We start from the raw sequence: 22,335 nt of genomic DNA on the forward strand, positions 1-22,335 counted from the left end.
CAGTCAATATAGTTTTATATTCTGTTTATTAATAATAACTAATATCAAATATCAGCAGAAGCCGGCATTTAAATAAATGCCGGCTTTTCACTAATCTTATCTGTATTACTTCCTAAAACAGGTAAGAAATACCTAAACCACCCTGATAATCCGGTGTGTCTCCTGCAAGGCCGACCCCGACGCTAGCATCCAGCTGGGTACGATTATTAACTTGATACATCAGGCCTGAAGCCAGAGAGGTTTCATCTGACCGGCTTTCTGCCTTACGGTAAACGAATTCAGAAAAACCGGACAACTTGCCAGCAATCTGATATTCAAATGTAGGTACCGCAGTAACTGCCCAGTTACCATCTTGTACTTCATAACGCATTGTGATTGAAGTATTAACCAGATCATTATAAACATAGGCAACAGCAGAACTCAGACTATAAATATCATCTTCATTACTAAAACCACTATTACCGGTTGCCAGAACAGCTTCTGCCAGAATTGCCATCGATAGACGCTCATCACCTAAGTCTATGGCTTTTTTTACACCAATACTGATATCACCCAAACCGTCATCTTCTGTTGTTTTGCCATTATATTTAGTCTGGGTCCAGGCTGGTCCTTGCCAGCCTAGTTGTAATTCCAGGTCAGGCATTAAACCGGTCCGTAAAAGTGTATCGGCATTTAAATTTAATACTCTCTGTTTTTCGCCAGCCTGATAACTTTTATCATAACTTACTGTCGGTAATCCCTGTTCCCATGCAAGCTGGCCTACTGGTGTAATACTGGTACCAAAACCTGTACTTGGGCGGTCAAAAGAAAAATCGGCAGCCATCGTATGTACGGCTACAGTAGAAAGCATAACAAAAGATAAAGTTTTAGATAAATTCATAAGATTACTCAAAATCAGATTAATTCTTTCGACATTTTTGCGCCATTTTGACGTAGCAGTTCCAATGCATTTTTTTCTTCAGGTAGTGACTGTGTCCAGTCTATTTTATCAAAATCGCAGTCAAAGAATAATTCGCTGATCGATGTGAGAATAGTTTGACCTTCCTCATCACGAGTATTTGGATCTACTTTATGGTCAAGTAAACGTTGTATAGCAGGAGTACAGGCAGCACTTGCAGCATCCCAGAGTGGACCATAAAACTCTTCGGCATCCCATAGGTGTAAATTGGCTTTAGCTTCAATTAAAGCATCAAGTATCGCCAAATGTGGTTGTAATTTTTGCTGTTTTTCCTGCTCTGTCAAAGGTTGATCAGAAGCATAAGCTTCTGAAACGTCTTCCCACCATTGAAACAGGCCATCGCATACTACTGAAATAGGAGGACCTTTTTCAGGATCAATAAAATTCGGGTCGAGCCCCTCATTTAAAAGACGCTGTACCTGCTCCAGATCTAATTCTTCTATGGCCTGGATCAAGGCTTGTTGTGGGGCAGTTAACATATCTTGGCACTCTACAGGAAATTTTCTCCTATTATGCCGAAGAATTATTTATTTGTTGAAAGGAAATTGTTGAATAAAAATAATAAGCCATAAAAAAGCCCCTAAGGGGCTTTTTTTCTTACTCAGGTAATTCATCTGGTATTTCGAGAGTACCACCACGCTGAGGTTCATTTTTTTCAATTAAATGCTCGAGACTACGTTTCAATTTGTCTATAGCTCCATGAATGGCTAAATCGACACTCGGTGCTTTATGCTTGACTGCAACAGGTTTTAATCCGGAAGGACGGGCTTCGATCATACAACGGATATCGTCATCTCCACCTTTTAAGCCGTTCTCATCGGTGATATGAACTGAAAAATGAGTAATTCGCTCATTGTGGCGTTCGAATTCTTGGTTTAGTTCTGCACGCACATAGCTAATCAGACGTTCACTGTTTTGAATATTTTTATCTGTACGGATTTCAATGTTCATAATCTCATCCTCTTCTTTCTGGTCGAATCTTACCTGTGCAAAACTTGTTGGAATTGACACATTATTACGGGTGACTTAAACACAATACTTAATGATTTGCCGAGCAGTTTTTTGTGCCTATCCTCCTGTTTTAGCTCAATTCTCGCTAAAATTTTATTCATGCTGTTATCTTCAATATCGGGCTAAGTTTAAAAATATGCAAGTGAATTCTGTAAAAATTTCTAAAGCATACACAACGGTAACAACACATCACGCTTTTCCCTACAAACCTATTTAGATATATGCATAAATCCTGCTTTAATAAGCCATAGTGGTTTTTGAAGAACCTTCTGCTATATTTTCGAACCGGTTAGACATGCTCCCTTTATAAGAAGATTCGTTTTGAGTTCATAGAATACAGAGATTAAGGTTGCAACTTGTTTTATAATCGGTATGATCTAAATATATAATTTTTCAGACCTATTCCAGATAACTAGAGAAGGGCCAGTTTTTTAACCAGAGAGTTTAAGGAAAATTTCAAGAGTTCCGCTTAAAATTCTTGATGCATTCAGTTTCAGCTTTAATTCCTGGTTTATCTTATATTTGTTTTAGCGCGTCCACTTCGGTGGACTTTTTTTCTTTACTGCTTAAATTTTGTCTTTATTTTTAAACAATAGTGTGTATTCTTTATGCCGTCTACGGGGGAGAGACTGACATGAAATTTACACATATCGCACTGGCATGTGCTCTAGCAGCAACTGCGTCCATGGCTCAAGCCAAACCAGTCTGGCAGGATTTTAGTATTACCGGACTGTACGGTGAAAACTATGAACTTACTACAGAGCCGGAACAAACTACTGTAACCTTTGAATATGCAGCCAAATTACAATATGGTGATGTATTTGCTTTTGCAGACCGTACTGAAAGCGGCGGTGATAAAGGTACCTATTTTGAATTTTCTCCACGCTTAAGCCTGGGCGAAGTTTCGGGTAAAAAACTGTCTGCCGGCCCAGTTAAAGATGTACTGATTTCAACCACTTGGGAAGGCAATAGCGGTGATGGAATTGAGAGTTTTAATAACTATCTCTACGGTATCGGTTTTGATTTAGCTATTCCTTATACTCAATATGCCAGCATCAACTTTTATCGCGCAAATAATGAAATCCAGAAAGATGACTGGCAGATGACACTCACTTATGGAGTACCGTTTAAATTAGGCAGCCAAGACTTCCTGTTTGACGGATTTTTAGACTGGTCAACTGCAGAAGATGACGAAGTAGCTCATGCAAGTGAACTGAACTGGACCAGCCAGCTTAAATGGAATGCCGGTAAATATATTTCACCTGAAACCCGTCTTTACCTAGGTATTGAATATTCTCTCTGGAACAATAAATACGGTGTACCAGATGTACGCGAAAATAACGTAAGTGCGTTAGTAAAATACCATTTTTAAACAATAATTAAATGTTTAAAGCAGAGCCAAGGCTCTGCTTTTTAATACTTTGATTTTTTAACTTATATCAAAGTTCTACATTGGACAGATTTTTCTTGGCCTACACTACAATATCAGCCAGATTCCCTTTTTGTTCGAGCCAGTGCTTGCGGTCACTAGAACGCTTCTTGGCCAGTAATTTGTCGAGCAAACCCGCTGTCAGTTGAATATCGTCCAGATCAAGTTGTACCAGACGACGGGTATTTGGATCCATGGTGGTTTCACGAAGCTGGCTGGCATTCATTTCACCCAGACCTTTAAAACGGGTAATCTGTGGAGTCTTGGTTTTGGTCTTTTTCAGGATGGCTTCAAGTTCATCCTCATCCAGAGCGTAATGCACATCCTTACCATCATCAATCCTGAATAAAGGTGGCATTGCTACAAATAAGTGACCCTCTTCAACCAGTGCTGGAAAGTGTTTAACAAATAAGGCACAAAGCAAAGTGGCAATATGCAGGCCATCCGAGTCAGCATCAGCCAAAATACAGACTTTCCCATAACGCAATTCGGACAGATCATCACTGCCTGGATCGACCCCGATAGCAATTGCGATATCATGGACTTCCTGAGAGCCAAGCACTTCATCGGAAGATACTTCCCAGGTGTTCAGAATTTTTCCCCGAATCGGCATGATTGCCTGGAAATTTTTGTCTCGCGCCTGTTTGGCACTACCGCCAGCTGAGTCCCCTTCTACAATAAATAGCTCACTATCTTCACGGGTCAAGCCGGCACAGTCGGCCAGTTTTCCAGGTAAAGCCGGACCCGAAACAATTTTTTTCCGCTCGACTTTTTTAGCCGCCTTCAGGCGCCGGCCAGCTTTAGAGATTGCCATTTCTGCCAGTTGCATGGCAATTTCAGAATTCTGGTTCAACCATAGGGTAAAAGCATCTTTAGCAATATTTTGCACAATCGATGATGCTTCACGGCTTGATAAACGTTCTTTGGTCTGACCAGAGAACTGCGGTTCCTGAAATTTTAAAGACAGGATATAATTTACCCCATCCCATACGTCTTCAGCCGAAAGCTTGAGATTACGGGGCAATAGATTACGCAGCTCACAGAATTCCCGTAATGCATCGGTAATGCCTGAACGCAAGCCATTTACATGCGTTCCTCCCTGAGCTGTTGGAATCAGGTTGACATAACTTTCCTGAATCTGTTCACCACCTTCGGTATTCCAGCAGATTGCAAATTCAGCACTGGCTCGTTCTGCCTCACCTGTTGCTACAAAAGCAGGCTGTGGAACAATCTCCCGCTCCTGCAGTTCATCCATAAGGTAATCGACCAGACCGTTTTCAAACTGCCATTCTATTTTTTCATTATTAATTTCATCAATATAATTAATTTTCAGACCAGCTGCCAATACTGCCTTGGCCTTCAAATTATGTTTGAGCGCCTTCAAGGCAAATTTTGGGCTGTCAAAATATCTGGTTTCTGGCCAAAACCGAACTGTGGTTCCACTGGCGCGCTTAGGTGCTTTACCTTCTAGAACTTCTAAGGGTGCAACCGGCTCTCCATGTTCAAAAGCCATTTTGTAAAGATTGCCCTGCCGTTGTACTTCAACCTCTACCCGGGTTGAAAGAGCATTCACTACAGAAATACCTACACCATGCAGACCACCCGAAAACTGGTAGTTATCGGTACTAAACTTACCTCCGGCATGCAGTTTGGTCAGAATAATTTCAATACCACTCTGACCGTATTCCGGATGAATATCAACCGGCATTCCACGCCCATTGTCCTCAACCGACAATGAACCATCCTTATAGACCTTAACCGCAATCTGGTTAGCATGTCCTGCCAGTGCTTCGTCTACAGCATTATCAATCACTTCCTGTGCCAGATGGTTAGGACGTGTGGTATCGGTATACATCCCTGGACGGCGACGGACCGGATCCAGACCAGAGAGAACTTCAAGTGATTGAGCCGTATATTGAGACACGTTGTACAATTTCCTTTATTTTATGGAATACGATAAAAATTCAAGCACCATGGGAAGTTTTTCTGCAAAATTGTCCATCCCATGGCTGCCATGCGCTTCAGTCATAATTAATGATGAATGTGCAGGCGCACTATAATAACGCTGGGCCTCTCGATAATCCAAAACTTCATCACCTTGTTGCAGTAATACCAAAACTTTTTCGGCATGCCGGGCAAAAGGAATTGCAAGCTGTTCAAGCTGCTGTAACTGGGCATTATCAAGCGTCCAGTGTTCGGTCACTGGATAGGGAACGGATTCTACAGCAAATAGTTTCCGAAAGAGTAACCATGGTCGCATAGCCGGATTAATCAGTACAGCTGGAATATTATGCTTAGCGACCAGTTGTGTCGCATAAAAGCCCCCCAGACTGCTTCCTACCAAAGCCACATCTTCTAAAGCCTCAATCAGCTCAGACATTTGTTTTAATGCCTCGACAGGCGGCATATTCAAGTCAGGCAGATGGATCTTCATGTCTGGTAAATGCTCTGCACAGTACTGTTTAAGCAGCCGCCCTTTAATAGAGTCCGAATTACTTTTAAAGCCATGTAAATAAATGATATTCATTAAAATATTTATTATCTCTTAATGTGTCCGAAATTTTAGACCCGAGTGTCTTCCTAAAAATTGATCATTACAGGAAAAAGCAGATTGTTGGACAAAAAAATGCAGCTCATCTCTCTATTCACAGTATGTTTAGTTCATCAGGGATGCGTAGTTTTTATACTCTTAAATATTTAAAAAATAAAGAGCCGGCTACATGTAACCAACAGGCTATCAGGACTATAAATATGCCAAGTTTGACGCCACTGCATGAAACCTATTGTAGATGGGACCGCACGCCACCCAGTCAGGCAGATCTCTTAGAGGGACTGGCACAGCTGGCATCCACCAGTTTAAGCGGTATACATGAACTGGTGCAGATGATTCACCGTGAATTATTATTAAACACATTAGGCATGAGCGAACAGCAGTCCAGATATTTTCAGGCCCTGCCCCGTGTAGAAAAGATTTACCAGTTTTCTTACCGGGCCCTGCAACGCTATGGCCATTATTTTCTTGCGCCCGGTTTACGTCAAGTTATTGAGCACTTTCCCGGCCTGCATCGCAAAGACCTGACACCGCAATTACATTCTCTAATTGGTATATTGAACGGTGTATTAGGTGATTATCTTTTAGCACAGCAAAATCCGCTCGCACTTCCTATGGTTCTGTATGAACACCATGGTCGGGTACAACAGGGCCGGCTTAAAGGTAAAGTGGTTATTTTTGTACATGGACTCTGCATGAACCACCTGACCTGGGCCAATTCAAATTTTACAGGTATTGGTGCGCATCTGCTGACACAACCGCATCCCGGTACTATGCTTTATTTAAACTATAATACGGGACGGCGAATTTCTGCCAATGGGCGCAGTTTTGCCAATTTACTGAATGACTTGATCCAGCGTAACCCTGACATTAGCCAGATTGACCTGATTGGTCATAGTATGGGAGGATTAGTGTCTCGTAGTGCCTTATTTTATGGCAAGCAAAATATGCAGGGCTGGTTGAGTAAAGTAGGGAATCTGGTTTGTCTGGGGTCGCCGCATCATGGCGCGGTTCTAGAGCGTTTTGGTTTTACCTTGCAGGAAAAGCTCGGACGTTTCCCCCTGATTAATATGATTGGTAACCTGGTAAATATTCGTAGTAATGGAATTATTGACTTGCGCCATGGCAGTGTTCGTGATGACGACTGGGAATATTTAGATGCGCGTATTGGAACAATGGATGACAGCCGTAAACCTGCGCCCCTGCCTTCACATATTCAGGCCTTTTTTGTAGCGGGTACAGTTGAAGCAGAACATATTAACAGCCGCGCTTTAAAGATTATTGGTGATTATTTGGTGAGTATTAAAAGTGCCTTGGGAGAACATCCCAATCCACGTTTCCAGCTCAAGGTACCTGAACACCACAAGGCAGTATTTTTCGGCTTGAACCATTTTGAGATCCAGTATCATACTCAGGTTGCTCAGCAGATTGTACAGTGGTTCTATCCTGATCCTCTGCTTGAAAATACACGTTTAGATTACTACATTCTGCACACAGAAAATATAAAACTTGAAGATATTGCTGAGACATAAAACATTAAAAGTATAAAATAGCCACTGCTACTCTTAAATAATTTATGGCTCATAAATTATTTAATTATCTGAATTTGAAAGGCCAGCTTGATATATTCCAAGCTGGCCTTTCGATATCTTATCAGGTAGAACCAGATTAATATTTTTTCTTGACTGCTTTGCTATAAGGATAATTACGTACCAGCTGCCATAAGCATAGCATTAACAAGATACAGAAAAATACCAGTGACCAAAACGGTAGCGACTGACCTAAAAATGTCCAGTCTACCATGGCACACTCGCCCGAACCGGTCAGAACCTGCTGAAAAACGGTTTTCAATGGCAGGGCATCTACCAGATAGTCCAGTCCCGGCCCACAGCTTGGCACTTGATCTGGTGGTAAATGCTGCAACCAGACGTGTCGCGCAGCAACACCTACAGACCAGATCATGGCTAAGGTCGCCAAAAAAGCGTAAAGACGTTTGACTATATTCGATACCGGATTATGAATTACTGCCACCAAGGCAACCAAGCCCATCGCAATCAGGCCAATTCGCTGGAAGACACATAAAGGGCAAGGTTCCAGGCCTTTGACATGTTCCAGATAAAGTGCAAATGCCATCCCTACAATACTGGCAATCAGCAATAAACCATTTACGAAGCGATAACTACCCCATTGCATGGATCAACCTCTTGTTATTTTCACTATTGATAATGGGCAAGATAATCTTCAAAACTGATACGGGTATCGGCTTCAAGCTGCTGTTGCTGCTCTAGCGATGTCTGTGCAAGTTTTGTAAAGTATTCCTGCTTCTCTGGTGTAAGTGCATGCTGTTCATAAAAATTGGCATGTTCTTGTGCAAGGTGGCTACCCAGATTCCAGGTTCCACCCCATTTTATCGTATCGGCAATTACATGGGCTGATAAGGTCTCATCAACCTGTTGAATACGCTGTTGCATCAGTTGCAGGGCATGGCTATACAGCTGGGTGTGATAGCCCTCATCCAGCAATACCGCCAGAGGCTGCATGGCCACAACATGTGCCTGAGCCCATTGCTCCAAAGATTGTTCCTGGCCACGTTCAGTGATGTGACTGTTGGGAGCACGGCCCCGGTTGACCACTTCAGCCTGATTATTTTCAATCTGGTCCTGTTCTTCTGGCAGCAGGTCTGGACTGTCTTTTAGCAGACAATATAAAGCCAGCACTTCAAGGAAACCAGCAGTATTTTCGTCAATACCAATCGGATTATAAGGATTAATATCGACGGCCCGCAGTTCCACATAACCGACACCACGGTTTGCTAAAGCCTCAGATGGTGTTTCTCCATCTCTTGGTACTTGTTTTGGCCGGACCAGACTGTAATATTCATTTTCAATCTGGAGTACATGATCATTAATCTGGAGCGGTTCACCATCTGCGTCTTTTAGTCCCAGACGGCTAAACTGAGCGTAAGGGGTTTTCACAGCTTTTTGTAGACCATCCAGGTAGCCAGACAGATTGTTATAGTGAATACCAAGTTGTTTTTGTGCCGAATTCTGGTAGCCAAAACGCCCCATGCGTAATGCGGTAGCATATGGAAGATATAAAGTTCCTTTAACCAGTGGCAGCAAGTGATGTTCGCGACCTGTTAAGAAGCATTGACATACTGACGGACTAGCGCCCACCAGATACATTACCAGTGGTGTCAGGCGGATGAAATTGCGGATTAGGCCAAAATAACGATGGCTGCGATAATCTTGCAGACTTAGCTGTGTTAAGGCTTTGTCTTGCTCATGCTGCTGTAACTGTTCAAAGAGCTCATCGGGAAATGAAAGATTATAATGGACGCCTGCAATAGTCTGCATACGCCGGCCATAACGCACCCCTAAGCCACGGCGATATAGGGTTTTAAACCGGCCGATATTAGATGAGCCATATTGTGCCAGCTGAATACTGTCTTCTTCACGGTCCAGCATACACGGCATTGAAAGCGGCCAGAGTTTTTCCTGATGTTCAAGATGCTGGTAAACCAGTGCATGAATATCTGTCAGTTCAGCCAGCATGGCCTGAATATCGGGTTGAGGGGCCGTAATGAATTCCATCAAGGCTTCAGAGTAGTCAGTGGTAATATGCGGATGAGTGAGCGCCGCCCCCAGGCTGTGTGGATGCGGACCTTGAGAGATAAACCCATTACTTTGCATGCGCAGGCCTTCCCGTTCTACCCCGCGCAACATGCCTTTGAAGAGCGAAGAATCTACCCATGTTGGTATCAAAACTTGAGAGATTGATTCGGGTTGACTCATACATGGCTCACTTTTAAAAACTATTAATTCAAATCATCTAAGTCATGCAGTATAACGCGATTTACCCGCTCTACTGTGACAGTCAACTGATTTTCCGGCAATTATACTGCGTTTATCCCGGCAAATATTTATCACAATCTTGCTGTATAAGACACGGAAAATTTGTGATTTTATTGAAAAATAAATCTTGATAGGTATTAAAGCTTATGAATTATCAGGAGATCCTCGATTTCTGGTTTAATCCTGAGCACCAGTCACTATGGTTTTCAAAAAGTGATACTTTTGATCAGAAAATACGGCAGAACTTTAGCAAAGTTCATGCACAAGCAGTTCAGGCAGAGCTCTGGTCATGGCGCAAAACAGCCGATGGACGCCTTGCCGAGATTATTGTTCTGGATCAGTTCTCCCGCAACCTTTATCGTGACCAGCCGCTGGCTTTTGCACAGGACGGGTTAGCTCTGGCTCTGGCCCAGGAAGCGATCAGCCTGAATCTGGATGCCCAGCTCAATCCTGAACAACGTTCTTTTTTATACATGCCATTCATGCACAGTGAATCAAAAATGATGCATGAATTTGCATTAAAGCTCTTTCAGCGTCTGGGTAATCCGGTTAATCTGGATTATGAAAAACGTCACAAGAAAATTATTGAACGTTTCGGGCGTTATCCGCATCGCAACAAAATTCTGGGCCGTGAATCAACTCCGGAAGAACTGGAATTCCTAGATCAGCCAGGAAGCAGCTTTTAACCTTCCTGCACTCCCCAGCCATTGTGCTGTCCTTCCTGATAGGAGGTGTATGATGAAAAATTTATCTATAGGTTTTGCTCTCGGTACAGCTCTGCTGCTTGGCGGTTGTGCTACTACCCCGCACAAGCCTTTGACATTTGACCAGTTGGGACAATTCTCAAGTTATGCTTTAAATGCGCAGACCTATCGTATCAGTTACCAGGCTCGTGACAATATCAGTTATGGGACTGCAGAAGAAATTACCCTGGTTAAAGCAGCACAGACCACAGTAGAAAACGGTTTTCGCTACTTTAAAGTACTGGATGATCCGAGCAACCGCACCCAGCAGCCACCCCGTCAGGCAGTCGTCTATCCAAGCCGGCCCTATTATCCTTCCGCTTATTACCGGCGCTATCCCGGCTTCTGGCCAGATCCGTTTTATGATATGCCGCAAGTGGTAAATATTGACCCGGTTCAGGTTTCCTATACTATTGAATGTTACAAGGAGCAGAAAAATGTGCCTCAGGAGGCCTTTGATGCACGTCTTATTCTGTCATCTATTGGACAGAAATATGGAGTCAGTCCAACTGGTCAGGTCCTACAACCCCAGACTGCACCAGCCCAGAACACAACCAAATGATAAAAACAAAAATTAAGGACAAATAAAATTTTATGGCTGAACCTATGACTTCTCCGAGTCTGAACCGTAGTAAACGTTATGCCACAGTCGCTCTAGTTGTGGCGGTTGTAGCCTGGCTCATACTCATTGCCATGGCCAAGTTCGTGCCAGAGTATGCCTGGCTAATCCAGATCCTGATGCTTGCTGCTGAAGCTGGAGTAGTGGGCGGGCTTGCTGACTGGTATGCGATTACAGTTCTGTTCCGGAATCCTTTTGGTCGTATTCCTATTCCAGCATTTTTAAAAGACCATACAGAAATCATTCCACGCAACAAGGATCGGATTGCCGTATCTATGGGCCGCTTTGTACAGGAAAACTTCCTGTCTCCATCAGTGGTAGAACGCAGTCTGCAAGATACTGATCTGGCCATGGCAGCCGGACGGTGGCTGGCTCAGCCAGATAACAATCTGCAAGTGGTACAGATTATTCAACAGACTGTACCCAAAATTTTTGAATTTGTCGGGCAGGAGCAAATTGGCCGTTTTATCCAGAATAATAGTGTGCAGTGGGTACGTAATACCCAGATCAACACTTTGGCCAGTGAAATGTTGCGTGCTGTACTGGAAAATGATTTTCACCAGGATGTATTGCAGCGTGGGCTGGATCTAGCTCAGGACTGGATGAAGTCCCATCCGGAAGAGACACGTGAGCTGACCCGTAAGCTGTTTAAGGAACTCGGTGTCTGGAAACTGGCAAGAGGCGCTAGCTGGATTGGTATTGATGTACAGCAGCGGACTGTTGATTCAATGCTTGGCCGGGTCGAGTCCATGCTGGCTGATCCCGAGCATCCGTGGCGGCAGAGTATTGAACAATATGCAAGCCAGCTTATGCTGGAACTGACAGATGAAAATAGCCTGTCGAGTCAACGTCTGAACAGTGCCAAGGATGCCCTGCTCAACAGTCCGCAAGTACTTAACTTTATTAGTGGCGCGGTGGCTATATTGTGTAATGCTGTCAAGGACGATTTAGAAAAACCGGATTCGGGAATTGCTCTGAATTTAAGAGTTGCCATTCAGCAGGTGGGTGAGAACCTGATGCAGAATAGAGAAGTCCGTCACTTGCTGAATCAGCGGATGAGTAGTTTGGCTGTTAGCTTTAGTGACCAGTACAGTGACCGGGTGATTCATTTTATTAGTGAGCGAATTCATGAATGGGATTCGCGGGAAATGATTGACAAAATTGAGAACGAAGTGGGTGGCGACCTGCACATGATCCGCGTCAACGGCGTAGTCGTAGGCGCTTTTATCGGACTGACTCTCGGCATTATTCGCGCGCTGGTGGACTTTGCTTTTTAAGCTTGAGTTAAATTTTAAAAGGAGGTTGACGATATGTTTAAAGTAGAGTCTAAGTTTGCCGCACAGAACGTGACCATATTCAGCGTGATGACAGAAATGGCACAGCGCCTGAGTGCACTGAACTTGTCTCAGGGTTTTCCAGATTTTCCAGCACCTCCCGATCTGGTCGAGGCATTATCTAAAGCCAGTCGTGACGGCCATCATCAATATGCTCCGGGTGATGGCTTACTGACACTTCGTGAACAGCTGGCTGCCCAGTTTTATAAACGGGACCAGATCAATATTGATCCACGGGCTCAGCTTACCATTACACCAGGTGCTACAATTGCTATTTTTTGCGCTATTCAAGCGATGATTCGTCCGGGTGATGAAGTAATTATTTTTGATCCGAGTTATGACAGCTATGTACCCAGTGTACAGATGATGGGAGGAAGCTGTAAGCGTATAGCCCTGCAAGCGCCAGAGTTCAAGGTTGACTGGGAACATTTAAAACAACAGGTCAACTCTAAAACACGAATGATAGTCGTCAATACTCCACATAATCCGAGTGCTACTGTTTGGACACGTGAAGACTGGCAACAGTTGATTAAACTGGTGCAAGACACCAATATCGTGATTCTCAGCGATGAGGTGTATGAGCATCTGGTATTTGATGGCCGTCCGCATTTAAGTGCCCTCAGTTTCCCTGAGCTGGCCGAGCGCAGTTTCGTGATTGGTTCATTTGGTAAAACGTTTCATGTGACAGGTTGGAAAACAGGTTATTGTGCAGCTTCACCGCATCTCATGCGCCTGTTTCGTCAGGTTTATCAGTTTGTAAATTTCTGTGCGAATACTCCCTGCCAGGTAGCCTTGGCCAGCTATATGCAACAGCATCCGGAACATATTGAGCAGCTCGGCAGTTTTTATCAGGCCAAGCGAGACCTGTTTATTGAGGGATTAAAAGGTTCACGCTTCCAGTATGAAGTTTCTCAAGGCACTTATTTTCAGAATCTGGACTACAGCCAGATCTGCCCAGAACTGAATGCTATGGAAATGTGTAAATTTTTGGCTGAACAGCATGGTATTGTGGCTATTCCTGTTTCTGCCTTTTATAAAAAACCGCCCTCTGAACTACGTTTGATCCGGTTCTGCTTTGCTAAACAGGAATCTACATTGCATAAAGCTTGCGAAATTTTACGCGGCTGCTAAACAGATACCACTATATTTGGCAGGAAGTTACTTAATTCATAGCGTTTTTCAGGTCAGCCCTATGTTAAGGTTATTTTAAAGATAATACTAAAAACTGGGAGAGTGCGACGCACTGTTATGGCACCACATCAAACTACTATACAGCAGCAGAAACTCTGGAAAACTTTTTTAGTTTTTCTTTTACCGTTAATTGCAACCAATATTCTGCAAAATCTGTCCGGGACAATTAATACGATCTTTGTTGGGCAGATGATGGGCGTCGAGGCAATTGCTGCCGTTTCCGTGTTTTTTCCAATTTTATTCTGCCTGATGGCATTTGTGATTGGGCTTTCAGCAGGAGCCACCGTACTGGTGGGCCAGGCCTGGGGCGCTCAGAATATTCAGAAGGTGCGCTGCGTAGTTGGTTCTACCTTATTTATGACATTAATCGGCGGGATTATTGTGGCGTTACTGGGGGTTATATTTGCCGAGCATATTCTGCTTGCACTGGGTACAGACCCGGCTGTGATGCATTTATCACTTCCTTATGTCCGCTGGATGCTAGCTGGTAGTCCCCTGCTATTTATTTATATTATTTATACATCTATTTTACGGGGTGTCGGTGACAGTGTAACGCCACTGATTGCATTGGGTATGACCAGCCTGATCGGCTTAATGATCACCCCTATCCTGATCGCCGGTTATTTCGGCTTACCTAAAATGGGGATTATTGCACCGGCTATTGCGACTATTGTGGGCTATCTTGCGGTGCTGGGCTTTCTTGCAGTTTATCTGAATAAAAAACATCATCCTTTACGTCCAGACCGGGAGCTGTTCAGTTATATCCGTCATCAGCCAAAATTAAGTAAAATTATTTTAAGGCTAGGTATTCCTACTGGCATCCAGATGGTAACCACCTCTGTAGCTGGCCTGGTCATTGTGGGGCTGGTTAACCGTTTTGGTGCCCATGCCACAGCAGCTTATGGTGCAGTTAACCAGGTTTTAAACTATATCCAGTTCCCAGCACTCTCTATAGGTATCGCAGCTTCAATTTTTGCAGCCCAAGCGATTGGAGCGGGTAAAAATGATTTACTGTCACGGGTGAGCCGTACTGCGCTCGGCATGAATTTTGTCATCACTGGCATTCTGGTAATATTAGGCTATCTTTTCTCGAAGTATCTGATGGCACTTTTTATTACCGATCCAGAAGTAGTCGAGCTGGGTCAGCAGTTACTGTTTATTGTACTGTGGTCTATTCTGTTTTTTGGAGCCAGTGCCATTTTCGCCTCCATCATGCGGGCCAGTGGCACCGTAACTGTACCGATGCTCATCAATATCTTTGCTATTTTAGCGATTGAACTGCCATGTGCTTACTGGTTTAGTCAAATCTGGGGCCTTAAAGGAATCTGGTATGCCTATGCACTTGCTTTTGTAAGTCTCTGTATTTTACAAGGTTTGTATTACCAGTTCGTATGGAAGAAAAAAACTGTAGAGGTATTAATTTAAAATAACACTCTCTTTTTTTAGGTATTAAAAAGCCCAGAACCGATAATAGGATCTGGGCTTTTTTTATTTAGTATATTAATAAACAGTTATACGATCTGGTTACGTGGTTTTTTATTCATGCCAGTCAGCAGACCAGTAATATATTGGTATTTGGCCGGCATAACGCGCTGCAAGGCATCCAGAAATTTTGCATCATTACCAATCAATAGACGGCGCTTGTCTTTCAGTACCGCATCCAGAATTTGGCGAGCAGCCTCTTCTGGTGGAATACGGAGCAGTTTGTTAAATGAACTGACTGATTTTTCGGGATGCATGCCTAGTGATTTAAGACTTTGATTGACTTTAGCAGCATTGGCAATATTGGTACGAATACCGCCTGGATGCACACATAAGGCACTTACCCCACATTTTTGCAGGTCCAGTTCCTGACGTAACGATTCAGTAAAACCACGCACTGCAAATTTGGTCGCATTATAGGCAGACTGAGTAGGCTGAGCTGTCAGACCAAATAAACTGGAAATATTGACAATATGCCCATCACCACTCTTTTTCAGATAAGGTAGAAATTCTTTAGTGCCATATACTACGCCCCAGAAATTAATTCCGACAATCCATTCCAGCTCATCATAATTGGCACCTTCGACTGTTGAAGCTAAAGCAACGCCGGCATTATTAAAAATCAGATTTACCGACCCATGATTTCTGACGGTTTCTTCAGCCCATGCTTTTACTGCTTCACGATCTGCCACATCCACTATCTGGGTCGTGACTCGTACATTACTGTCTTTTAACAGTTCGACAGTCTTTTGTAGGCCTTGCGCATTAACATCACTTAAAGACAAATGGCAGCCCTGTTTAGCCAGCAAAACTGCCAGCTGTTGGCCAATCCCTGAGCCTGCACCTGTAATGGCAGCAACTTTATTTTTAAAATTCTTCATGCATGTTCCTTTATTTTTCTCTCTGCAGTGGCAGATAGATAGCAAATTTCCTTTTCAATATAATTTTGACAATTCATATTGTCAATATTTCTTTAAAGTTAAAAATGCATAAAAAATAAACGGCAGTATCTGCCAGCACTTTCGTTTAAAAAACTTGTTAAAATGGCTGCCATAAAATTCTATAAATAATAGGTAAAGATGAGTCAGTCAGAATATGCTCAGGAGCCACAGGCAGATACAGCTACCAGTTTGAGGGAACGTCAGTTCAAGGGATTATCTCTGTCAGAACGTAAACTGGCACGTCGCACCAAGCTGATTGAAGCGGGAATTGAGGCTTACGGTACTCAAGGTTTTTTTTCAGTTACGGTTAAAGATATTTGCCGTGAAGCCGGACTGACTGAACGTTATTTTTATGAATCTTTCAAGAAAAGTGAACAGCTGTTCCAGACTATTTTTCTCCAGCTGATTGAAGAGCTACAGCAAAGGGTAATGCAGGCTATTATGCAGGCTTCGCCTAATCCTGATAAAATGATTGAAGCCGGCTTACGGGCTTTACTCAACATGTTAAAAGATGATCCACGGGTTGCACGTATCATTTATGTGGATGCCATGCTGGTTCAGGAATTGCATAACCAGGCCACCATTCAGGAAACCATGCTGCGTTTTGATCGAATGATTCAGGCTTTTGTAATGTTAATGATGCCGCATCTAAGCCGTAGCCAGCATGAAGTTTCACTGATCGCGACTGGCCTGAATGGTTATGTCACACAGCTGGCAATTCGCTGGGTTATGGGCGGTTTTAAACAGAGTCTTGAAGATATACTGGCAGCAGCCCAAGTGGTATTTATGGCATTATTAGAAAAATTTGAGAAATAGTCTTTCTTTAAATTGTGAGCTGATCGCTTATCTTTCTTAATTTAATATTCTGACAATTTCTGAATTATTAATACCATACTTTTGCAGAGCTGCTATTTGAATGTAATATTTGTCACAAATAATTGCTAAAATAGACTTTGTCCCCATTTTTGCAATGATACTGTCATAATTTATCTTTGTAATAAGCCTGTCATAAATAAAAACGGTTCACCGTTAATAACGAATAGGGTATTGCGCTGTGAAAGATGATTATATTTTAATTGTAGATGATGAATTACCGATCCGTGAAATGATTCATACCTCTCTGGACATGGCAGGTTTTCAATGTCTGCAAGCTGAAGATGCCAAGCAGGCTCATCAGATGATTGTTGATCAGCGCCCAGCCCTGATTCTTCTGGACTGGATGATGCCAGGCGGTATCAGTGGTGTTGATCTGTGTCGCCGTCTGAAGCGCGATGAAAATCTTTCTGAAATTCCGGTAATTATGCTCACTGCTCGTGGCGAAGAAGACCATAAAGTACAAGGCCTTGATGCCGGTGCAGATGATTACATGACCAAGCCATTCTCAACTCGTGAACTGGTTTCCCGAATTAAAGCTGTACTGCGCCGTGCCAATGCCTTGAGCGGTGAGAAAACAATTGATGCCAATGGCCTGCTATTAGATCCGGTCAGTCAGCGTGTGAGCTTTGGTGATTCTATTCTGGAAATGGGGCCAACCGAATACCGATTACTGGCGTTCTTCATGACTCATCCAGAGCGTGCTTATACCCGTGCCCAGTTACTTGACCAGGTCTGGGGCGGAAATGTATATATTGAAGATCGTACCATTGATGTACATATCCGACGTTTACGCAAGGTGCTTGAGCCTTATGGTGCCGACCGCTTTGTACAGACTGTACGTGGAACCGGTTACCGCTTCTCGACCCGTGCTGATGTCGCTCTAGGTTAAACTGACTTTATGTATGAACCATATCCGGTCCCTGAGCTGGCCCGGGACTACAAAAAATTCCGATACAGCAGTTTATGGACTTTTGCTAAACAGGACTTACGGCTGCTGGTCTTTCTACTGCTCGTTGCCAGTCTGATCGGTTTCGGAATCGGCTATTTCTGGAGCTGTATTTTCATTGGCTTTGTCGTGTTTTTTGCCTTTCAACTACGGTCCTTATATTTAGTAAATGAATGGATTTCCAACCGGCCTTATGATGCTCCACCTAATTTAAACGGTATCTGGGGAGCACTCCTGTTTAATGTATACCGGGCCCAGCGTCAGGAACGCATCGTGCAGGCAGAAATGGTCGGACTGATTGACCGGGCGCAGTCTTCATTAGTCGCACTGTCTGAAGCAGTAATGCTGATTGATGATCTGAACCAGATAGAATGGTTTAATCCGGCTACTGAAAAACTGCTTGGTATACAGCCCCTGGATCGTGGTCGTAATCTGCTCACGATATTACGCCAGCCTATTTTTATTGAATATTTTCAAAATATTGATCAGGCGCCAGATGGCATCAAAATGAAGTCGCCCGTGCATGAAGACCACTATGTGCAAATCAAGCTAACCCGTTTTGGTGGCGAAAGTCATTTGCTGGTGGCTTATGATGTTACTCGCATGCAAAACCTGGAACAGATGCGTAAAGATTTTGTCGACAATATTTCGCATGAATTACGTACCCCGCTCACTGTATTAAGTGGCTACATTGAGACTTTTACCGATCAGGAAGATTTGAATCCACGCTGGAAACGGGCATTTGACCAGATGCAGGCACAAACCAAGCGCATGAATTCTCTGGTTAATGACTTGTTGCTGTTATCACGTCTTGAAAATAACAAGAAAATTGCTAAGAACCAGATTGTGGAAATGCCCGGTCTAATGAACCAGCTTTTTGATGATGCTCAGGCCTATAATGTCGATTATGGCCATACACTTAATCTGGATATAGACAGCCATTGTGACCTGATCGGTTCAGATATGGAACTGGCCAGCGCCTTTAGCAACCTGATTACCAATGCCATTAAATATACGCCCAAGGGCGGTACGATTACTATCGGCTGGCATGATGATGGTGAACATGGCTATTTTACCGTACAGGATACAGGCATCGGAATTGACCCACGGCACCTACCAAGACTGACTGAACGTTTCTACCGGGTGGATAGTGCCCGCAGCCGGCAAACCGGCGGTACCGGATTAGGCCTTGCGATCGTCAAGCATGTACTCATGCAGCACAATGCCTATCTGGAAATTGAATCAAAGGAAAATGAAGGCTCGACCTTCAAAGCTGTCTTCCCTAAAGAACGCCTATATCATTTAAACTAGATCTATAAAAAATGCGCCTCAAGGCGCATTTTTTATTATTGGTCTTCTAAAGAGCCTGACCCAGTTTCTGTCCCATAGTCACCACAGAATTGGCCTTAAATTCCGCATCCCAAGCCATTTTATCCTGTTCAAATAAAATTACAGCAGTTGAGCCCAAGTAAAAACGTCCCAGTTCGGCACCCTTTTCCAGTACCACGTTATGCTGGTTCAGCTCAAGACGACCGGACGGTTTTACTTTTCCAGTAACCACTGTTTCAATTCCAGCCACAATCATGGCACCTACCATGACTACCGCCATGCGTCCCAGTTCGGTATCGAACAGACAGACCATACGCTCATTACGTGCAAACAGGCCAGGAATATTCTCGGCAGTAATCTGGTTAACTGAAAACAGCTCACCTGGAATATACAGGGTTTCAGTTAATGTACCCGTTATTGGCATATGGACACGATGATAATCCCGCGGAGAAAGATAAACCGTAGCAAACTGGCCATGTTTAAATGGCTCTGCCAGTTGTGGATCACCGATGAGTTTCTCGACAGAAAAACTTTGTCCTTTCGCCTGAAAAATATCACCGTCATGGATCGTACCCAGCTGTGAGATAGCGCCATCGGCTGGGGAAACGATACTCTTAGGATCAGCATCTACCATACGCACACCTTCGCGTAGGGCACGGGTAAAAAACTCGTTAAAAGATTTATATTTTAAAGCATTAACCTGCTCGGCAATTGACATATCTACGCCATAGCGGGTTTTAAAAGTCTGAATGACTGCCGCACGTACCAGCGGGTTCTCACTGGCAGCAATTTTACCAACTACCCGGCTTAGCTGATGCTGGGGAACCAGGCGCTGGGCCCGAATAAAGATATTTTTTTTCAGACGTGATGTGAGGCTCAAAACGGCAACTCTCCGGTAATAATAGGGCTGTCGAGGCGATTGCCCCATTCACTCCATGCACCATCATAAGCCTGTATTTCCCAGTCGAGAAGTCGGCCCAGTATATAAGCCAGCCCAGAGCGATGATGCGATTGACAATATACCACGACAGGCTGGTCCAGCTGAAAACCTGCATTCTGCAGATTTTGTCGGGTACGTTCTAGCGGATGCAATTTTAGATGATTTTGTCGGTCAAGGGCAGTACTCCATTCAAAATGGCGAGCACCTGGAATATGTCCACCACGACGGGCGGCAAGACGCAGGCCAGTATACTCATCAAAGGTTCGGCAATCCCATAGCTGGGTGCTATCTTCTTTAATCACTTGACGAAGCAGATCATATTTTACCCGATATTTCTCAATTTGGCCAAGGTCAACCTGTACCAGTGTATCAGCGGCTTTAATAACCACCTGTTCAGATGAAGTAGGTAAACCGGCAGCCAGCCAGCCATGAATACCACCATTTAGCAGACTGGTCTGTTCAAAACCTAAGCAATGCAGGTTCCAGAGCAAGCGTCCTGCCCATGCCCCGCCTTCATCATCATAAGCAACTACATGATGTTCTGGAGAAATTTGTAAATATTCAATTAATGCCTGCAGGCCCAGCTCATCTGGGAGCAGGCCAGAGGCTTGCTCTTCATGACGCACTAATAATTTAGGTTTTAAATGTAAAGCGTGCGGAATATGCAGTTGCTGATAAACCGATTCTCGACTCAAGTCGACAATACGCAGTTTCGGATGACCCAGCTGTGGCAAAAGTTCCTCGGCTTCGATCAGTAAACCAAAGTTAAAATCAGGTGTCATCATTACATTTATTTCAGGTTATTTTTTATCTGAAGCCAATTTTAGCATAGTCTAATTTAAAGCCATTGCGGTTTTTTACAGGGCCTTTATAAAATAACTGCTATGTAAACCGGCTTAAATTTCAGGTTCCTGAATATCAAAAACCTGTCGTAAATAGGCCAGAAAGGTATCGTTATCGGTCATGGTTTTACCCGGACTGTCTGAAATTTTGGCAACCGATTGTCCATTGCATTCCACCAGTTTTAAGACAATATTTAAGGGTGTTTGGCCCATATCATTAGTCAAATTGGTACCAATACCGAAACTGACCTGAAAGCGGTCTTTAAAGTACTGATGAAGTTTCCATGCTTTTTCTAGATTGAGGCCATCGCTAAAGGTCAGCATTTTAGTCCGGCTGTCAATTTTTAGCTTGCGGTAATGCTTATAGGCCTTGTCACCCCATTCATAAGGGTCACCGCTATCATGCCGCAGACCATCAAACAGTTTGGCAAAATACAGGTCAAAATCACGCAGGAAGGCATCCATACCCACAACATCAGTTAAGGCAATGCCCAGATCACCACGATACTCCTGTACCCAGGTTTCCAGTGCAGCTTTCTGAAAATTGCGCAGCCGTACATCCAGTGCCTGAAAGGCCTGCAAGAATTCATGTGCCATTGTACCGATAGGAGTAATACCCAGCTCTTTTGCCAATAAGACATTACTGGTACCACGGAAAACACTTGGACTGGCCTTATGGAACTCTTCAATTACATGCTTTTGCCATTCAAAACTGTAGCGACGGCGTGTACCAAAGTCTGACACCAGAAAAGGAGGATCATTTGGCTGCTGTCCACGCTCATAACTCTTGATCAGTTCCAGCTTGGCCTGCAAACGTCGTTCACCTTCAGCCAATACTTCTTCACTGCGAATACGGCGAAAATATAGTTCGTTAACCAGTGCCAGTACAAAGATTTCAAACATCATGGCCTGAACCATTGGGCCTTCAATCCAGATATCCAGTCGGCCTTCTGCATCTATACTGGCTTTAATAAAACGACGCTTGAGCTGAAACAGTTCCAGATAGTCGACAAAATCACTCTTGATAAAACGTAGATTACGCAGATACTGCAACTCATCTTCTTTAAATGTGAGCTGGCATAAATAATCTAGTTGCTGATTGAGTTCATCCAGGATATCTGACAAAGGATATACAGTATCTTCCAGATTCCGGCAACGAAAATGATAGACGCTGTCAGTTTGCGGAAACTTATGTAATACCACCTGTAGCATGGTGAATTTATATAAGTCAGTATCAAGAAGGGAGTGAATAATTGCAGACATATGCAGAAAATTTTTGCTTTAATCTT

21 protein-coding genes are annotated in these 22,335 nt (G+C 43.6%); 10 read left to right on the forward strand and 11 right to left on the reverse strand.

Annotated features, from left to right (window positions below; all coding sequences use genetic code 11):
* Window positions 1-112: 112 nt before the first annotated feature.
* From J502_RS04740 to J502_RS04750, 3 genes are all read right to left on the reverse strand, one after another.
* Entirely contained in the window at window positions 113-880 is a 768-nt protein-coding gene (locus J502_RS04740; RefSeq protein ID WP_005017790.1) for a transporter, read from the reverse strand.
* Between the two features lie 14 nt (window positions 881-894).
* The gene (locus J502_RS04745) at window positions 895-1,437 is read right to left on the reverse strand and encodes an ankyrin repeat domain-containing protein (protein WP_005017789.1); all 543 of its coding nucleotides are present in this window, start codon (window positions 1,435-1,437) and stop codon (window positions 895-897) included.
* Between the two features lie 118 nt (window positions 1,438-1,555).
* Entirely contained in the window at window positions 1,556-1,909 is a 354-nt protein-coding gene (locus J502_RS04750) for an HPF/RaiA family ribosome-associated protein (protein WP_005017781.1), read from the reverse strand.
* A 694-nt stretch (window positions 1,910-2,603) separates the two neighbouring features.
* Here J502_RS04750 and J502_RS04755 point away from each other — a divergent pair.
* The gene (locus tag J502_RS04755; protein WP_005017779.1) at window positions 2,604-3,341 is read left to right on the forward strand and encodes an outer membrane protein OmpK; all 738 of its coding nucleotides are present in this window, start codon (window positions 2,604-2,606) and stop codon (window positions 3,339-3,341) included.
* A gap of 100 nt (window positions 3,342-3,441) precedes the next feature.
* Here the strand turns inward: J502_RS04755 and parE are convergent, their stop codons facing one another.
* Window positions 3,442-5,322, reverse strand: a complete 1,881-nt coding sequence (parE, locus tag J502_RS04760) for a DNA topoisomerase IV subunit B (RefSeq protein ID WP_005017778.1) — start codon at window positions 5,320-5,322, stop codon at window positions 3,442-3,444.
* Window positions 5,323-5,337: 15 nt separating this feature from the next.
* Window positions 5,338-5,925: a YqiA/YcfP family alpha/beta fold hydrolase gene (locus J502_RS04765; RefSeq protein WP_005017776.1), complete on the reverse strand. Its 588-nt coding sequence runs from the start codon at window positions 5,923-5,925 to the stop codon at window positions 5,338-5,340.
* A 224-nt stretch (window positions 5,926-6,149) separates the two neighbouring features.
* On the opposite strand from J502_RS04765, the gene J502_RS04770 reads away from it, so the two are divergent.
* Window positions 6,150-7,481, forward strand: a complete 1,332-nt coding sequence (locus J502_RS04770; RefSeq protein WP_005404662.1) for a PGAP1-like alpha/beta domain-containing protein — start codon at window positions 6,150-6,152, stop codon at window positions 7,479-7,481.
* A 136-nt stretch (window positions 7,482-7,617) separates the two neighbouring features.
* Here the strand turns inward: J502_RS04770 and J502_RS04775 are convergent, their stop codons facing one another.
* Together J502_RS04775 and gshA are read right to left on the reverse strand one after the other, a co-directional pair.
* Complete coding sequence (locus tag J502_RS04775; RefSeq protein WP_005024008.1) at window positions 7,618-8,142, reverse strand: disulfide bond formation protein B; 525 nt, start codon at window positions 8,140-8,142, stop codon at window positions 7,618-7,620.
* A 23-nt stretch (window positions 8,143-8,165) separates the two neighbouring features.
* Window positions 8,166-9,743, reverse strand: coding sequence for a glutamate--cysteine ligase (gene gshA, locus J502_RS04780; protein WP_005017771.1), 1,578 nt, complete (start codon window positions 9,741-9,743; stop codon window positions 8,166-8,168).
* A gap of 206 nt (window positions 9,744-9,949) precedes the next feature.
* On the opposite strand from gshA, the gene J502_RS04785 reads away from it, so the two are divergent.
* The 5 genes from J502_RS04785 (at window position 9,950) to J502_RS04805 (ending at window position 15,115) form a co-directional block, all read left to right on the forward strand.
* Complete coding sequence (locus tag J502_RS04785; protein WP_005017768.1) at window positions 9,950-10,489, forward strand: DUF924 family protein; 540 nt, start codon at window positions 9,950-9,952, stop codon at window positions 10,487-10,489.
* A gap of 52 nt (window positions 10,490-10,541) precedes the next feature.
* Window positions 10,542-11,108 (forward strand): CC0125/CC1285 family lipoprotein, encoded by a 567-nt coding sequence (locus J502_RS04790; RefSeq protein WP_005017767.1) that lies wholly within the window; start codon window positions 10,542-10,544, stop codon window positions 11,106-11,108.
* Between the two features lie 32 nt (window positions 11,109-11,140).
* Window positions 11,141-12,442 (forward strand): DUF445 domain-containing protein, encoded by a 1,302-nt coding sequence (locus tag J502_RS04795; protein ID WP_005017764.1) that lies wholly within the window; start codon window positions 11,141-11,143, stop codon window positions 12,440-12,442.
* A gap of 33 nt (window positions 12,443-12,475) precedes the next feature.
* The gene (locus tag J502_RS04800; RefSeq protein ID WP_005017762.1) at window positions 12,476-13,630 is read left to right on the forward strand and encodes a methionine aminotransferase; all 1,155 of its coding nucleotides are present in this window, start codon (window positions 12,476-12,478) and stop codon (window positions 13,628-13,630) included.
* A 117-nt stretch (window positions 13,631-13,747) separates the two neighbouring features.
* Window positions 13,748-15,115: an MATE family efflux transporter gene (locus tag J502_RS04805; protein WP_005017760.1), complete on the forward strand. Its 1,368-nt coding sequence runs from the start codon at window positions 13,748-13,750 to the stop codon at window positions 15,113-15,115.
* Between the two features lie 86 nt (window positions 15,116-15,201).
* On the opposite strand, the gene J502_RS04810 is transcribed toward J502_RS04805, so the two are convergent.
* A complete protein-coding gene (locus J502_RS04810; protein ID WP_005017759.1) occupies window positions 15,202-16,053 on the reverse strand; it encodes an SDR family NAD(P)-dependent oxidoreductase in 852 nt (283 codons plus the stop codon).
* 198 nt (window positions 16,054-16,251) lie between these two features.
* Here J502_RS04810 and J502_RS04815 point away from each other — a divergent pair, with 198 nt between their 5' ends.
* From J502_RS04815 to phoR, 3 genes are all read left to right on the forward strand, one after another.
* Window positions 16,252-16,929 (forward strand): TetR/AcrR family transcriptional regulator, encoded by a 678-nt coding sequence (locus J502_RS04815; protein WP_005017757.1) that lies wholly within the window; start codon window positions 16,252-16,254, stop codon window positions 16,927-16,929.
* Between the two features lie 238 nt (window positions 16,930-17,167).
* Window positions 17,168-17,878 carry a phosphate regulon transcriptional regulator PhoB gene (phoB, locus tag J502_RS04820; RefSeq protein ID WP_005017756.1) on the forward strand — a complete coding sequence of 237 codons (711 nt, stop codon included), beginning with the start codon at window positions 17,168-17,170 and terminating at the stop codon, window positions 17,876-17,878.
* A gap of 9 nt (window positions 17,879-17,887) precedes the next feature.
* Window positions 17,888-19,246, forward strand: a complete 1,359-nt coding sequence (gene phoR / locus J502_RS04825; RefSeq protein ID WP_005017755.1) for a phosphate regulon sensor histidine kinase PhoR — start codon at window positions 17,888-17,890, stop codon at window positions 19,244-19,246.
* 46 nt (window positions 19,247-19,292) lie between these two features.
* Here phoR and asd read toward each other — a convergent pair whose 3' ends face one another.
* The 3 genes from asd to pncB all read right to left on the reverse strand — a co-directional run bounded on the left by asd (window position 19,293) and on the right by pncB (window position 22,309).
* Window positions 19,293-20,144 (reverse strand): archaetidylserine decarboxylase, encoded by an 852-nt coding sequence (asd, locus tag J502_RS04830; RefSeq protein WP_005017748.1) that lies wholly within the window; start codon window positions 20,142-20,144, stop codon window positions 19,293-19,295.
* Window positions 20,141-20,989 (reverse strand): sulfurtransferase, encoded by an 849-nt coding sequence (locus J502_RS04835; protein WP_034683300.1) that lies wholly within the window; start codon window positions 20,987-20,989, stop codon window positions 20,141-20,143. Before J502_RS04835 ends, asd begins: the two co-directional genes overlap by 4 nt.
* A gap of 111 nt (window positions 20,990-21,100) precedes the next feature.
* Complete coding sequence (gene pncB, locus J502_RS04840) at window positions 21,101-22,309, reverse strand: nicotinate phosphoribosyltransferase (RefSeq protein ID WP_034683302.1); 1,209 nt, start codon at window positions 22,307-22,309, stop codon at window positions 21,101-21,103.
* Window positions 22,310-22,335 lie beyond the last annotated feature (26 nt).

It is taken from the genome of Acinetobacter sp. 1294596 (assembly GCF_000582925.1).
GTDB classification, from domain to species: Bacteria; Pseudomonadota; Gammaproteobacteria; order Pseudomonadales; family Moraxellaceae; genus Acinetobacter; species Acinetobacter radioresistens.

Coding starts and splice junctions, on each gene's coding strand:
- J502_RS04835 (WP_034683300.1), bottom strand. CDS start 20,989: ATGATGACACCTGATTTTAACTTTGGTTTACTGATCGAAGCCGAGGAA.
- gshA (WP_005017771.1), bottom strand. CDS start 9,743: ATGAGTCAACCCGAATCAATCTCTCAAGTTTTGATACCAACATGGGTA.
- J502_RS04750 (WP_005017781.1), bottom strand. CDS start 1,909: ATGAACATTGAAATCCGTACAGATAAAAATATTCAAAACAGTGAACGT.
- J502_RS04810 (WP_005017759.1), bottom strand. CDS start 16,053: ATGAAGAATTTTAAAAATAAAGTTGCTGCCATTACAGGTGCAGGCTCA.
- J502_RS04815 (WP_005017757.1), top strand. CDS start 16,252: ATGAGTCAGTCAGAATATGCTCAGGAGCCACAGGCAGATACAGCTACC.
- J502_RS04770 (WP_005404662.1), top strand. CDS start 6,150: ATGCCAAGTTTGACGCCACTGCATGAAACCTATTGTAGATGGGACCGC.
- J502_RS04805 (WP_005017760.1), top strand. CDS start 13,748: ATGGCACCACATCAAACTACTATACAGCAGCAGAAACTCTGGAAAACT.
- phoR (WP_005017755.1), top strand. CDS start 17,888: ATGTATGAACCATATCCGGTCCCTGAGCTGGCCCGGGACTACAAAAAA.
- J502_RS04765 (WP_005017776.1), bottom strand. CDS start 5,925: ATGAATATCATTTATTTACATGGCTTTAAAAGTAATTCGGACTCTATT.
- pncB (WP_034683302.1), bottom strand. CDS start 22,309: ATGTCTGCAATTATTCACTCCCTTCTTGATACTGACTTATATAAATTC.
- J502_RS04745 (WP_005017789.1), bottom strand. CDS start 1,437: ATGTTAACTGCCCCACAACAAGCCTTGATCCAGGCCATAGAAGAATTA.
- J502_RS04800 (WP_005017762.1), top strand. CDS start 12,476: ATGTTTAAAGTAGAGTCTAAGTTTGCCGCACAGAACGTGACCATATTC.
- J502_RS04795 (WP_005017764.1), top strand. CDS start 11,141: ATGGCTGAACCTATGACTTCTCCGAGTCTGAACCGTAGTAAACGTTAT.
- J502_RS04755 (WP_005017779.1), top strand. CDS start 2,604: ATGAAATTTACACATATCGCACTGGCATGTGCTCTAGCAGCAACTGCG.
- J502_RS04740 (WP_005017790.1), bottom strand. CDS start 880: ATGAATTTATCTAAAACTTTATCTTTTGTTATGCTTTCTACTGTAGCC.
- J502_RS04790 (WP_005017767.1), top strand. CDS start 10,542: ATGAAAAATTTATCTATAGGTTTTGCTCTCGGTACAGCTCTGCTGCTT.
- J502_RS04785 (WP_005017768.1), top strand. CDS start 9,950: ATGAATTATCAGGAGATCCTCGATTTCTGGTTTAATCCTGAGCACCAG.
- J502_RS04775 (WP_005024008.1), bottom strand. CDS start 8,142: ATGCAATGGGGTAGTTATCGCTTCGTAAATGGTTTATTGCTGATTGCC.